Here is a 12,741-nt window from a genome sequence, read left to right as displayed (position 1 = left end):
CAAACTCGAGTAGGTTCTAAGGATTATGAGGCCCTATTTGTGTTGTGGCATTACCTGTTAAAAATATTCCTTATAAATAAAGAGAAAATAACGATGAAAATAAAATATCTGATAACTTGCGCCTTTACTTTTAGCTTTGCCTCAAGCTCTGCATTAGCATTAACCATAAATACAGGTGTCGGTGCGACTCCGGAAACCACGCTATCTTCGGCAGTATTGGGATCGGGTAGCGGAATTACAATAGTGACAGGAAGTGAGACTTACCAAGGCAATGCAGCTGTCGGACAATCCGGAACATTCACTGGCTTCAATCTTGCCCCAAGTTCAGGTTCGACACCCACATTGGTGTTACCGGATGGAGTTTTGCTTACCTCGGGTAGCGCTGATCTTCCCTTTACCAATACAACAAACCAGTTTAACCCTATATTTCCTGCAAGCGGTTCTAACGCACTGCTGTCGACTCTGTCTGGAACCAATACCAATGATGCAAACTTGATCAGCTTCGATTTCACGGTCGATCCGAGCAAAACATCTGTGTCCGCTCAGTTCGTGTTTGGAACAGATGAATTTCCTACTCAGACTGTGACGGATATTTTTGGTTTTTTTGTTGATGGAGTGAACTATGCAAAGTTTGCAAGTGGTGAGTTGATTTCCAATACACCTGGCAATCCGACCAATTTCATCTCAAACCCTGTTGGTTCAGGTTTATATGGAATTGAATATAATGGTTTAACTCCAGTTTTCACGGTAGTAGGTTTGCTCGATATGAGCCTGGCTACCCATAATATTGCGTTTGGCGTTGCTGATACCTCCGATTTAATCTTTGATAGCGGAGTGTTTATCGGAGATTTGATTGCCGGCACGGATACTGGTGGAGGTATTGATCCTGATCCTAATCAAGTACCCGAGCCTGCTTCTATGGCACTTATAGCAGTGGGACTAATAGGTTTTACCTGGAGTCGCCGTAAGAGAATCTAAGGGAGTTCGTTTCTGAGACGCTATAGGAAGTCGGATTTACCATCATCCGCCGGAACTCGTCCCCCTTCCTGTTGAGCATCTATGCAACAGATATGGTCAATCTGCTGAAAAGGGTGAGCGTAACGAAGAAGGCTCATTAGAACCGCTGTTCTCAGAAGTGGTTATCGAAATGGTCTTATTGACTGCTCGATTCATCGACTATGATGGCAATGAACCGTCGAGCCCAACATTGGGTAGAAACAAGCACTCCGCTCACCAGATGCCGTTTCGAGTGAAAGGGTTCCAACCGCATGCTCTGAATTAGTTGGGGCAAACGAACGTTTGCCCCAACTATAACTATATTTACCCTCGATAACGTATCTTATGGTCTAGTGATCCAGCGGCGGCGGCAGAGACGCTTGAATTGATCGAAGAAGCGGTAAATTTATTAATCCGGCACCCTCTTGTCGGTCGGCCTGTGGAGTATGGATTGCGTGAGTTGGTCATATGTCGCAGACGTACGGGTTATATGGCCCTTTATAGCCTGGAGGAAGGTCAGGACGCTGTCCCGATTCTTGCGATTCGTCATCAGTGCGAAGCAGGGTATTTGGGGCAAGAGGCGGATTAGCTGTCGCTGAAACCTATTGCAGCAGCTGCCTTGCCGATCGCCCGGCGCGCTACGCTAGCCCATGGACAACCCTTTACCACATAAAGGAAATCTTCCTGACGCGGCCCTTGGCCTTGCCCAAGCTATTTAGGAAATTTTCTTGAACCCCACCTGCCCCCCTCCGCTCTTTTGCTCACCAAGTGAATTTGGAAAGCTGGGCACGGACGGCAACTGAGGAAACCTGTCCACGAAAGATTTTTTCGCATTTGACGCCTTCAAGTTCCTTGAGCTGCGCTTCGAAACCGGCAGTGTGATCAATAGTTCATGTTCTGGCGTAGTCGATGATCATTTTCGCCCTCACACGGTTTATTAATGCTGTGGTAGATGATCAATCAAAAATCAGAGCGCTATCTAATGAGAGGATTTTTGGAAGGTTTAAACTATCTCTCACTAGGGCTAGGCCCTAATGAGAGAGTTTATCGAGCGAAAGGGCCAACAAGCTTCAAGTGTTGGTATTGTCTGGAGGTACTCCGGCGGGCAGAGGGGTAGCGCCGATGCCATCGCCATAACACGAAAGATGTGCGCCCACGCCGAAGGCGGCCATCGAGATCGAGCCCAGGGAGTGTCCGCGGATCAGGGCTTGGACCGTTTCTCCAGTAGTCGCAAGTCCTGCGAGGTACAGCAGGGGGATGAAGTGATCCGGCGTTGGCACCGCGAGGTCATAGTCTTTATGCGAGGCCACCGCTAGTATATTTGCTGGATCGAGGGCCATCTGATGCATAACTGCATCGTCGAACCAGTGAGCCCAGTCATACCCTTCATCAGCACTGGCCCGGTCTATCCGGTGCAGATTGTGCACTACGTTGCCGCTTGCCACGATGAGGATGCCTTGGTCCCGTAATGGCGCGAGCCTGGCCCCGAGCTCGATATGATAGCTCAACGGCTTCAAGGCGTTTACCGAGAGTTGCACTACCGGGACATCAGCTTGCGGGTACATATGCGCAAGGACGCTCCAAGCCCCATGGTCCAATCCCCATTGATCCTGGTCAAGACCTATCCAAATCGGCTTTACCGTCTCTGCGATTTCCGCAGCAACGTCCGGCGCGCCTGGGGCGGGATACTGGAAGGCAAAAAGTTCGGGGGGAAAGCCATAGAAGTCATGGATGGTCCGCGGCCTCACCATAGCAGTAACTGCAGTGGCCCCAATGTACCAGTGGGCCGAAACGACCAGGAGCGCGCGTGGCTTGGGGAGGTTCTTGCCAATCTCACGCCATGCGTTCGTGTAGCGGTTCGATGCAAGCGTGTTCATCGGGTTCCCATGCCCGATGAACAGGGCGGGTAGGCGGCTCATCAAATACTCATATGTGGAAAACGAATTTAATATCTAAAGAAGATCACGTATGAAAGATAGAGCCCTCTAGTTGGGTGTTCCACAATTCCTGCGGAGAAGTCTGTGGTCAACTCCCCTAAGTCACGAGTATCCTGAACTTTATCCGACCGTTGGTGACGCTGTAATAATCCAGAGTACATATTTTACAGAATAGAGGATATTTTTACTAACCCCATCATTCCTCGCATTCGTGCTTTGAAAGTTTCTTTTTTTCAAAAATGTGCGATAGAAATACTGTAGTCGATCCTGTTACCTGAACGAAGGCGTTCCGGTCCACCGTGTGCGATAGGAAATGCTCTCGCTGTAACCCTATGGCAACCGACTCAGCCCAACGAAGACTCTCCGTGCGGCGCACCGGCGGCTCCTGTCCAGGAAGCATCGTCCGCACGAGGCGACTCGCCGAGATCAGCGCGCTGTTGTGCCGGACCGCCGACACGGCACAAGTTATACGCCGTATTGATCAGGCCGATGTGGGAGAATGCCTGTGGGAAGTTTCCCAGTTGACGTCGGAGGCGGGGATGGTATTCCTCAGCAAGAAGTCCGAGGTCGTTGCGCAAAGACAAGAGGCGCTCGAACAGGGCTTCCGCATCGTCGCGGCGGCCGATCATGGTATAGGCATCAGCGAGCCAGAAGCTGCATACGAGAAAGGTGCCTTCCTCGCCGGCGAGGCCATCTTCGGTTTCCTCGGTCCGGTACCGCAGCACAAGCCCATCTTCCATCAGCTCGCGCTCGATAGCTTCAACCGTGCCACGAAAGCGGGGATCCTCCGGCGGCAGGAATCCGACTTCCGCCATCAGCAGGAGCGAAGCGTCAAGCGCAGTTCCGCCATAATGCTGAACGAAGGTGTTCCGGCCTCTGTCATAGCCCCGCGTTAGAACCTCGCTATGGATTTCGTCCCGAAGCGCGCGCCATCTCTCGACCGGCCCACTGAAGCCGGATTGCTCCACCGCTTTTATGGCCCGATCAAACGCCACCCAGGCCATCACTTTTGAATGGACGAAGTGCTTGCGCCCACCCCGCACTTCCCAGATGCCTTCGTCGGGCTCCCGCCACAGGCCCTCCAACCGAGAAAGCATGGTTTGCTGAAAGCGCCAGGCTTCCGGGTTCGGCCCAAGTCGGGATTTGCGGGCCGTATGAAGCGCGTCCATCAGTTCGCCAAACACGTCGATCTGAACCTGGTCGCAGGCACCGTTGCCTATGCGCACGGGCAGGCTGTCCTCGTAGCCTGGCAGCCAGGAAAACTCGATTTCGGTCAAGCGGCGCTCGCCGCCGACGCCGTACATGATCTGCATCTGGTCAGGCGCACCTGCAGCGGCGCGCAGCAGCCATTCTCTGAACGCACCAGCCTCATCGAAATAGCCGGTATTCATGAACGCGTATAACGTGAGGGCCGCATCCCGAATCCAGCAATAACGGTAATCCCAGTTGCGGATCCCGCCGATCTCCTCCGGCAGGGAGGTCGTAGGCGCCGCGACGATACCGCCGCTGGGCTGGTAGGAGAGCGCTTTGAGCGTGACAAGCGAGCGTTCCACCGCATCCTTCCAGGCGGAACTCTCGAATTCGGAGAGACGGCAGATGGTGGTCCATTGTTGCCACCAAGCCATCGTATGCTCGAGCCTTAGCCCACCGTCGCCGATGAAGTGGGGCTCACGATGCAGCGGATGATAGGCCAGCGTGAAGGGGAAGATATCGCCCTCTTTTACGTCGAACTCCGCCACAGTATGCATGTCCTCGCCGTGAAGGCGCACAGGCGTAACCAATTCCACCGCGTCGGTTCCGGCCACCGCGTGAATACCGTAATCACGGCGGCGTACCCAGGGGACCGTCTTGCCGTAGCCGAACCGGAGCGCGAGCTCCATCCGCATCGTCACCTGGCCTGACACGCCGCGCACGAGGCGGATTACATCGACTTTCTCCGGGTCGTCCGAAAGCGGCATGAAGTCCACGAGGGCCGCCGTGCCGTCCTCCGTCTGGAAGGTGGTCTCAAGGATTGGCGCGTGAGGCAGATAGCGGCGGCTGGACCGTTGCATAGGGCCAGTGGGGGATATACGCCAGTAACCATGCTCGGGTGTGCCTAACAGGGCGGCAAAGCAGGCATCGGAGTCGAACCGCGGGAGGCAAAGCCAGTCCATCGAGCCGTCCCGGGCAATAAGTGCTCCGCTCAGCATATTGCCGATGTATCCGTAATCCTCAATTGGCTTGCTCATCCCGCACCTCGGAACGCCGGGAACGTGGACATTCCGCCATCGACGAACATGGTGGTCCCGTTCATGTAGTCCGACCGGTCGGATGCGAGCCAGAGTACGGCATGCGCGATGTCAGCGGGCTCCCCGACGCGGCCGTAGGGAATAAGACTGAGAAGGTTCCCCGTTGCCTCCTCGGTCTCCCTGGCCGAGCGATTGATTCGCGTGGGAATGGCGCCCGGCGCGACTGCGTTGACACGGATCTTGTGGGGCGCGAACTCTTGCGCCAGCGACTGCATGAGCAGGTTTACGCCGCCCTTGGACGCGGCATAGTTGACCTCGAACGCCCAAGGGATCACTTGATGGACGGAACTCATGCAGATGATCTTGCCGGTTGCGCGCGACACTTCGGGCTGCGGGCCGCGCCGCAGGAACTCGCGGATGGCCTCCCGCGAGCACAGGAACATGCCGGTGAGATTGACGTCGATTACCTTCCGCCACTGCGCAAGCGTCATGTCCTGGAATCTAGCGCCATCCTGGATCCCGGCGTTGTTCACCAGGATGTGGAGGGTGCCGAAGCGTGCGACACTGTCGGAAAACATAGCCGCAACCTGGTCCTCGTCGCTTACATCCGCAGCATAAGGAAAGGCCTCGCCGCCGACGCTTTCAATCTCCTCGCATACCTTGGCAGCCGCCTCAGCGGACGTGGGAAGGTGGTTGACCACGACCTTCGCTCCCCCGCAGCCGAGCAAGATTGCGCAGGCCCGGCCCAGGCCGGAAGACGCGCCGGTCACCACCGCGACCTGTCCGGCGATGCCGAAGGCGTCCTTGTTGGCGGCGATCTGTTTTGCGTTCATCGGATTCTTTCGCGTGATCCTCGACGGTTACCTGCTTGAACGGCGAGGTGAATCGCCATGAGGTGATTTGCTTTGATGGTCGCTGTCGTTTTGACGCCCTTCAGTTTATCCCTGCAGTCGTAGCTCGACGGTCTCCGGGCTAATCAGGGCGGCGCATGTAATCAAGTGCTATCCAACGTGTCTGCACGAGGCGATGAATCACTGTCTGGAGGCAGGCAGCAAGCACGCCGCGCCTGATCATTTCCGCCTGATGATGAATTGCGCCGAGATTTGTCAAACCTCGGTTAATTTCTTGCTGAGCAATTCGGCTTTTAGCAATCATGTCTGTAGAGTCTGCGCGAAGGTCTGCGATGACTGCGCCAAGAGTGCGAACAGATGAACGGCATGGAAAACTGCGCCAGAGTCTGCCGAGAATGCGCCGGTAGCTACCGTCAGACGGTGCCATTCGTGTCAAGGGAAGTCTGTACGATGACGCACAATATCCGTATGTTTTGCTAAGCGAAGACAATTATTTCTGCTCGCCTAGTGCTATAAGGACGTAGATGAATGGTGTTTGAACGTGTGGCGCGGCGCCTGCTAAACTAATCTATGCTCAGATCGTTTCATTTTTGCTTGTTTTCATCGCTTCAATGGCTTGGATATGCAGATATTGCAACCGCACGAATTTTTGATCGCTGCAATACCGGTCGACGGATAGCCCGACGGTGAAGGGGAGTAGCAGTTAAAATGGAAATAAAGAATTCCTGAAATTCATCATCCTATACAACCGTGTGAAGGAGGGTATTGTTCAATCTGGAAATAGATGCAACTGAATACTTTTTTAGCTGGGTGTTGAAGATTGATATTTTCATCGAGACCTTATGACTCAAGCTGACGAAAAAAACTTTGCTCCAGATGCCTTACCGCCCAGTGGCTCCCAATTCATAGAAAGCGGCCTTCCAGATGCTCGCTCGACGGAAGATCGCGCCACCGGAAATGGCCCTTCGTTTCCGATTGTAGGGGTGGGAGCTTCCGCGGGAGGTGTCGAGGCACTTCAGAAATTATTCAAGTCGCTCCCTTATAATGCCGGCATTTCGTATGTCGTTGTCGTGCACCTGGCGCCGGATCGTCCTAGTCACCTTGCCGACATCCTGGCAAAGAGCACTCCCATTCCAGTAGTGCAGGTTCTTGCCGATGTTGCGGTTGAAACAAATACCGCTTATGTAATCCCGCCAAATCACTTCCTGACGTTTAGCAGAGGATTTCTGCGTATTCAGAAAATTCCTCAGCCTCGACCGCTGTCAAGAGCAGTTGACCGACTCTTTGTATCACTTGCGGAAGAATTACAGGAGAGGGCGATGTGTATCGTCCTTACAGGCGCAGACCACGATGGGACCGTCGGCCTCAAGGCCATCAAGGCGGCGGGCGGAATGGTGATTGCCCAGCTGCCTGAAACTGCACAGCATCGCGGCATGCCGGAGAGTGCGATACACACCGGGCTGGTCGACTACGTCCTGCCTATCGAAAACATGGGCGAGAGACTCATTCAATATATCAACCAGTCAGCTTTATGGCAGTCTGAGCTACCTGCGCCTGCGGAAAATACAAAAGCATTGGCAGAAGTCCTAAATCTTTTGAGTGCGCGTGGGGACGGCGATTTTGGCGGGTATAAAGAAGGCATGCTCATGCGTCGCACTAAGCGTCGGATTGCATTGCATGGGTTGTCCAGTCTGGAAGCCTATATCGCATACCTGCAAGAAAACCCTGACGAGTTGCGCGCGCTCGGCGCGGATTTTCTGATCAAAGTCACCGAGTTTTTCCGTGAGCCGGCGGCATGGCAGGCACTCGCACAGCAGATTTTGCCTCGGATATTGGAGACCGTGCTCCCGGAGGAACCCTTGCGTATCTGGGTAGCCGGCTGCGCAACCGGGGAAGAGGCCTACAGTATGGGCATCACCCTGCTTGAACTGATGAACAAGGGGGGATTAAGTGTCAAACTGAACATCATCGGCTCCGATCTCGACTCATCAGCGCTGGAGGTGGCTCGCGCCGGACGTTATCCCGAAAGCATTGCCAGAGTGTTAAATCCGGAACTTCTGGCTCGCTATTTCACCAGAAGCGAAGGTGGACAATTCGTGGTTCGCAAGGCATTGCGGGAGTCGGTCATCTTTTCCCAGCACAATCTCCTGGCCGATCCTCCATTTTCCCACGTAAACATGGTCAGTTGCCGCAATCTGCTGATCTACATGAAGCCTGACGTGCAAGATAAGATTCTGCGGATGTTTCACTTTGCGTTAAACCCGGAAGGTTATCTTTTTCTCGGAAAATCCGAAACCATCGGCGAACATCACGAGCTCTTTACGCCGCTCGATAAGCAGCATCGCCTTTATCGCAGCGTGCCTACGGAGCGAAAAATTCCCGTCAAACTTCCGTTGGTGACCGATGCTCCGACGACGCGTTTGGGGAACAAATCCGGCGGGCACCCGGCACACGTTACACACGCGGAATTGGTGCGTGAACTTTTGCTAAGACAGCGCTCTGCTACGGCCGTGCTGGTCGATCACAACTCCCAGGTATTGTATTTCTACGGGCTTACCCATGAGTTCATGCGGCAGCCGGAGGGCGCAACGACCCGGGATCTGCTATCCATGGTATCGGATGAAATGCGCATCGCGCTACGAGCGGTGATCCATTCGGTTCGTGCCGAGGGAAACAAGGGCGAGATAGTCCTTCCCCCACCGCCAGGGGAAAGCCGCCAATTACGTGTCAGAGCCATTAAGGCCGGCGGCGATGAAAATGGCGGACTTATACTTGTAACGTTCGAATACGAAGCACTCAGCAATGAGCCCAATCAAGCGGTCGCCGATGCCGAGTCTTGGGCAAAACGGCAGCTTGAAGACGATCTGCGCATCACGCGGCAAGACCTTGAGACTTCCATTCAGGCGCTCGAAGCAAGCAATGTCGAGCTACGTATCGCGAATGAAGAAGCGATGTCCATGAATGAAGAGCTTCAGTCTGCCAATGAGGAATTGGAAACATCGAAAGAGGAGATGCAGTCGGTCAATGAAGAGCTGAATTCCATCAATAGTGATATGGAGCGGACCGTGAATGAACTGCGCACGGCCAACGACGATCTGTCCAACTTATTGGCAGCCAGCGACTTGCCCACATTGTTCCTGGACCGGGAGCTTTGCATTAAGCGCTTCACGCCTGCTTCGCGCAGGCTTTTCAGTCTTATTCCTTCCGACGTCGGGCGCCCCATCGGCGATTTCGCTTCGAGGCTCGAGCCGCAGGACCTCCCCAAAACGGCACAACAGGTTCAGCGCTCGCGCTCTGTGACTGAAGATGAAGTCCATACGCCGGATGGACACTTTTACCTGCGTCGTGTTTTACCTTATCTTGTGGAGGAAGACCGTGTTGAAGGCGTGGTCGTGACCTTTGTTCCTATCGACGCACTTAAACAAGCCGAGCAGGAGCTAAGGGACAGCGAGAAGCGTTTTCGAATGCTTGCAGACACGGCCCCCGTGTTCATCTGGATTGGCGGTTTTGGCGGCAGTCTCGAATTCGTCAATCGACGCTTCGTTGTCGAAACAGGACATCTGGCAGAGGATTTGCTCGGTACCGGATGGCATAAAGTCATCCATCCAGATGATCTGGCCGCTTATCTCGCGGAATGCTCCCAAGCGGAGACTAAGTGCGAAGGCTACGATCACCAGTTAAGGCTTCATAAAGCAGACGATACCTATCACTGGATGCGCTTTGTCGGGGAACCAAGATTCGAAAACGAAAAGTTTATCGGCTTTATTGGATCCAGCGTTGATATTCAATACCACAAAGATGCTGAAGAGCAACTCCGTCATGCTGACCAGCGCAAGGATGAGTTTCTTGCAATACTGGGGCACGAACTTCGTAATCCACTTTCTCCGATACGCAATTCCGCAGAAGCATTGAAATTCGTAGATTGCAAAGACGAGCGTCTTTCGCGGGCAACGGAAACCATTCTCAGGCAGGTCGACCATATGACCCGTCTGGTAGACGATCTGCTGGATATTGCGCGACTCACACGAGGGACCCTTACGTTGCGCAAGGAGACGGTAGATATGGCGGATATCGTCCATCACGCTCTGGAATCAACAAAGGCGCTATTTGACGCACGAAAGCAGCAGCTCATCGTCATAATTAAGGACGAGCCACTTTTTGTCAGTGGAGATCCCGTTCGCCTTACTCAGATAGTCGAGAATCTTCTTAGCAATGCAACCAAATTTACTGAAGAGGGAGGGAAAATTTCGCTCGATACCCATCGGGAGGGGCATGAGCTGGTGATTTCGGTCGTCGACAACGGAATCGGCATACCGCAACAGATGCTGTCGAAGATTTTCGAGCTCTTCATGCAGGAAGGACGCGTTGCCCGGAAATCCAGCAGCGGACTCGGCATTGGCCTTGCGCTCGTGTTCCAGCTGCTTTCCCTGCATGGTGGCACAATAAAGGCATCCAGCAAAGGGCGGGGACAAGGCAGTGAATTCGTGTTGCGGCTCCCACTGATCGATATTGCGGCTATTGCCGCGCCAGTCAAGAGTGTATCACTCGAACCCGGCAACGAACGTGTTCTAATCGTGGATGACAACAAGGATAGCGCCGATACCATGGCGATGTTAATGGCAATTTACGGATACGAGGTGCGTACCGCTTATGATTTTGAGTCCGCGCTAGCCGAGGCGAAGTCGTTCGCACCTGATGTTGCGCTGCTCGATTTGAGCAAGCCTGAACCTGACGGACTGGAGTTGGCGAAGCGATTTCAGCAAATGAACGAGACCCGGAAAACTGTTTTGATTGCGTTTAGCGGTTATGGGCAGCCCGATGATCTTGAGCGAAGCAGGAGTGCGGGGTTCGTACATCATTTGGTTAAGCCGACCAACCCGGACGACATCCATAAATTAATTAAATCATGCCGACATTTCCCGCCGTTGCGTCAGGAATAACCGTTGTTTCCGCAATCGAACTGAGTGTTTCCGCCTGTTTCACCCAAGTCTTCCAATTCTCAGGCAATCGGACCAGATTTTCGATCACTTCGGTTCCAAACCACAACTCGCTCCAGGCATCAGGCACTTTGCTCCAGGAACGTGGACAAATAATGTACTGCCTCATCCCCCGTATGCCCATACCGCACCTTTGCGTCATAATACAGAGCGACAATAGCGGACACACTGTCCTGATAAATTTCAAATCCAGCTACATCAGCTTCGCGAAAGAAGAATCTTCCCTCCATTGCAACGACGTCTTCCGATAACGAGGCATGGTCCTCAGGATTGTTCTTTTCAAATTCCTGAACATGATCGTTATGCATCACAAAGTCATCGGAAACAGTGAAGCAGCCCTTTTCTTCAATGGCATGGATCAAGCATGACAACAACAGGATAAGCCTTCTTTTGCCGATGCCTGCTACCTGTTCCCTGGCTTGCCGTCGAACGTAGTCCTCCGGATACATTAAACTGTCTGACACGGCATCTATCATCGCGTCTTCCATTGCAAAGAAAAACCACGCGTTACGCGGTTCGACCACGACGACTTTAGGATTTTCCTTTAGCTCAGTACAAATAGCTCGAACCCTTTCAAGATGCTTTCCCTGGTCTGTGCAAAGCAGCAGATAATATCGTTCCAGGGCAGTTTCGTAGGCTTTCTCTGAATTGTAAATTCTGGCGCTGATCTTCGAGAAGAGATCATCATCATTTTCAAATTCATCAAATGACTTGATCTGAATTGCGATATGCCGCTCTTTACCATCAGAAATGGTCTTGCATGAGTACCGTATGACTATGTCTGTTCCACGATCCCCCGCACTCAGAGTGTTATAAGTTATTGACCTGTATTTATCGAAGGCGGCAAGTACCTGTTCAGCTTTAGCGTAAAAGTGCGGATACAAATCGCCATGCTTCAAATGGCGAAAGCCTTGGGTATCATCAGGCTGGGCTTCTGCATAGCGAACTAGTTCTGCAAGAATTGTCGCCGGCGTAACTTCATCGTTAAAATGCATATTCGTCGGTCCTGTAAAGTGCGAGTGACTGTAGACAGACCTGCAATTGCTACTTTCGCTTCTTCTCTCTTTCTTCTGATAAGTATTGATTCCGGGTCGTACCTTCGGGTTCCGGGGACAGACTGAGCTAGCCCCGGTTTTCCGGAAACCTCCATGTCCAGGACCCAGGACTTTTCACGAATCTTCGAACAGGAAGAGAAACAGGGGATTTGAGCTTCTCATTCCCCGGTCCCCTTAACCGAGAATAGCAGTTTGATTTCAGCATCTTCCTCATCGCCTCGAAAGTTTTCCGGATAGACCTCCACCATCGGTCCCTCACCTGGTGAAAATCCTGATTCCGGCAACCAGGAGCGATGCGCATTGTCACAAGTCTCGAATAAGGTAGAGACGGGGCCTGTATGTACGAACTCAACATAGTCGCCCAAAGGAATGATAATCAACTCCAGGCCTTCCGGAAGATTTCTCGTATCTGCCACTTGAATACAAGCAGAGTACTTGATACATCCAGACTTATCGGACCTGGTCACGACGCCCATCGCCGGGCCACAGATACTCTTTATCTCCGGCATTCTTGACTTGAGTTTTGTCCAAAGCGCTGGTATCCGATCTTTATCCTTCGGCATATCAAGATCGCTGCTTAACCCGGCACAGGTCATCGAATTCATGTTTACCAGTCTTGGTTTCATGGCAATGCCTCCTCCTTCAATCGCTTTCGATAACGGATAGCTTATCGGGTA

General features: G+C 52.9%; 9 protein-coding genes. 3 read left to right on the top strand and 6 right to left on the bottom strand.

The features are described from left to right. The first annotated feature begins 93 nt into the window (after positions 1-93). Both CRO05_RS01240 and CRO05_RS01235 read left to right on the top strand, forming a co-directional pair. A complete protein-coding gene (locus CRO05_RS01240; RefSeq protein WP_097065481.1) occupies positions 94-978 on the top strand; it encodes a choice-of-anchor L family PEP-CTERM protein in 885 nt (294 codons plus the stop codon). Positions 979-1,336: 358 nt separating this feature from the next. Continuing rightward, positions 1,337-1,585 (top strand): type II toxin-antitoxin system RelE/ParE family toxin, encoded by a 249-nt coding sequence (locus CRO05_RS01235; protein ID WP_097065480.1) that lies wholly within the window; start codon positions 1,337-1,339, stop codon positions 1,583-1,585. Positions 1,586-2,066: 481 nt separating this feature from the next. Here the strand turns inward: CRO05_RS01235 and ygiD are convergent, their stop codons facing one another. The 4 genes from ygiD to CRO05_RS15420 form a co-directional block, all read right to left on the bottom strand. After that, complete coding sequence (gene ygiD, locus CRO05_RS01225) at positions 2,067-2,915, bottom strand: 4,5-DOPA dioxygenase extradiol (RefSeq protein WP_097065479.1); 849 nt, start codon at positions 2,913-2,915, stop codon at positions 2,067-2,069. 362 nt (positions 2,916-3,277) lie between these two features. Then, positions 3,278-5,161 (bottom strand): glycoside hydrolase family 15 protein, encoded by a 1,884-nt coding sequence (locus CRO05_RS01220; RefSeq protein WP_097065478.1) that lies wholly within the window; start codon positions 5,159-5,161, stop codon positions 3,278-3,280. Then, positions 5,158-5,994: a glucose 1-dehydrogenase gene (locus CRO05_RS01215; protein ID WP_097065477.1), complete on the bottom strand. Its 837-nt coding sequence runs from the start codon at positions 5,992-5,994 to the stop codon at positions 5,158-5,160. The genes CRO05_RS01220 and CRO05_RS01215 overlap by 4 nt, the downstream gene beginning before the upstream one ends. Positions 5,995-6,133: 139 nt before the next feature. Next, on the bottom strand, positions 6,134-6,316 hold the full coding sequence (locus CRO05_RS15420) for a hypothetical protein (RefSeq protein ID WP_159462685.1): 183 nt from the start codon (positions 6,314-6,316) through the stop codon (positions 6,134-6,136). A gap of 538 nt (positions 6,317-6,854) precedes the next feature. Here CRO05_RS15420 and CRO05_RS01205 point away from each other — a divergent pair. Continuing rightward, entirely contained in the window at positions 6,855-10,952 is a 4,098-nt protein-coding gene (locus tag CRO05_RS01205; RefSeq protein ID WP_097065476.1) for a CheR family methyltransferase, read from the top strand. Between the two features lie 119 nt (positions 10,953-11,071). On the opposite strand, the gene CRO05_RS01200 is transcribed toward CRO05_RS01205, so the two are convergent. Then, positions 11,072-12,004, bottom strand: coding sequence for a hypothetical protein (locus CRO05_RS01200; RefSeq protein ID WP_097065475.1), 933 nt, complete (start codon positions 12,002-12,004; stop codon positions 11,072-11,074). A gap of 218 nt (positions 12,005-12,222) precedes the next feature. Beyond that, positions 12,223-12,690 (bottom strand): GyrI-like domain-containing protein, encoded by a 468-nt coding sequence (locus tag CRO05_RS01195; protein WP_097065474.1) that lies wholly within the window; start codon positions 12,688-12,690, stop codon positions 12,223-12,225. Between the last annotated feature and the right edge of the window lie 51 nt (positions 12,691-12,741).

Source organism: Nitrosovibrio sp. Nv4, assembly GCF_900215485.1.
In the GTDB taxonomy this organism is placed as follows: domain Bacteria; phylum Pseudomonadota; class Gammaproteobacteria; order Burkholderiales; family Nitrosomonadaceae; genus Nitrosospira.
This window is presented reverse-complemented; position numbering and strand designations above follow the sequence as displayed.

Coding starts and splice junctions, on each gene's coding strand:
- CRO05_RS01200 (WP_097065475.1), bottom strand. CDS start 12,004: ATGCATTTTAACGATGAAGTTACGCCGGCGACAATTCTTGCAGAACTA.
- CRO05_RS15420 (WP_159462685.1), bottom strand. CDS start 6,316: ATGATTGCTAAAAGCCGAATTGCTCAGCAAGAAATTAACCGAGGTTTG.
- CRO05_RS01215 (WP_097065477.1), bottom strand. CDS start 5,994: ATGAACGCAAAACAGATCGCCGCCAACAAGGACGCCTTCGGCATCGCC.
- CRO05_RS01240 (WP_097065481.1), top strand. CDS start 94: ATGAAAATAAAATATCTGATAACTTGCGCCTTTACTTTTAGCTTTGCC.
- ygiD (WP_097065479.1), bottom strand. CDS start 2,915: ATGAGCCGCCTACCCGCCCTGTTCATCGGGCATGGGAACCCGATGAAC.
- CRO05_RS01195 (WP_097065474.1), bottom strand. CDS start 12,690: ATGAAACCAAGACTGGTAAACATGAATTCGATGACCTGTGCCGGGTTA.
- CRO05_RS01205 (WP_097065476.1), top strand. CDS start 6,855: ATGACTCAAGCTGACGAAAAAAACTTTGCTCCAGATGCCTTACCGCCC.
- CRO05_RS01220 (WP_097065478.1), bottom strand. CDS start 5,161: ATGAGCAAGCCAATTGAGGATTACGGATACATCGGCAATATGCTGAGC.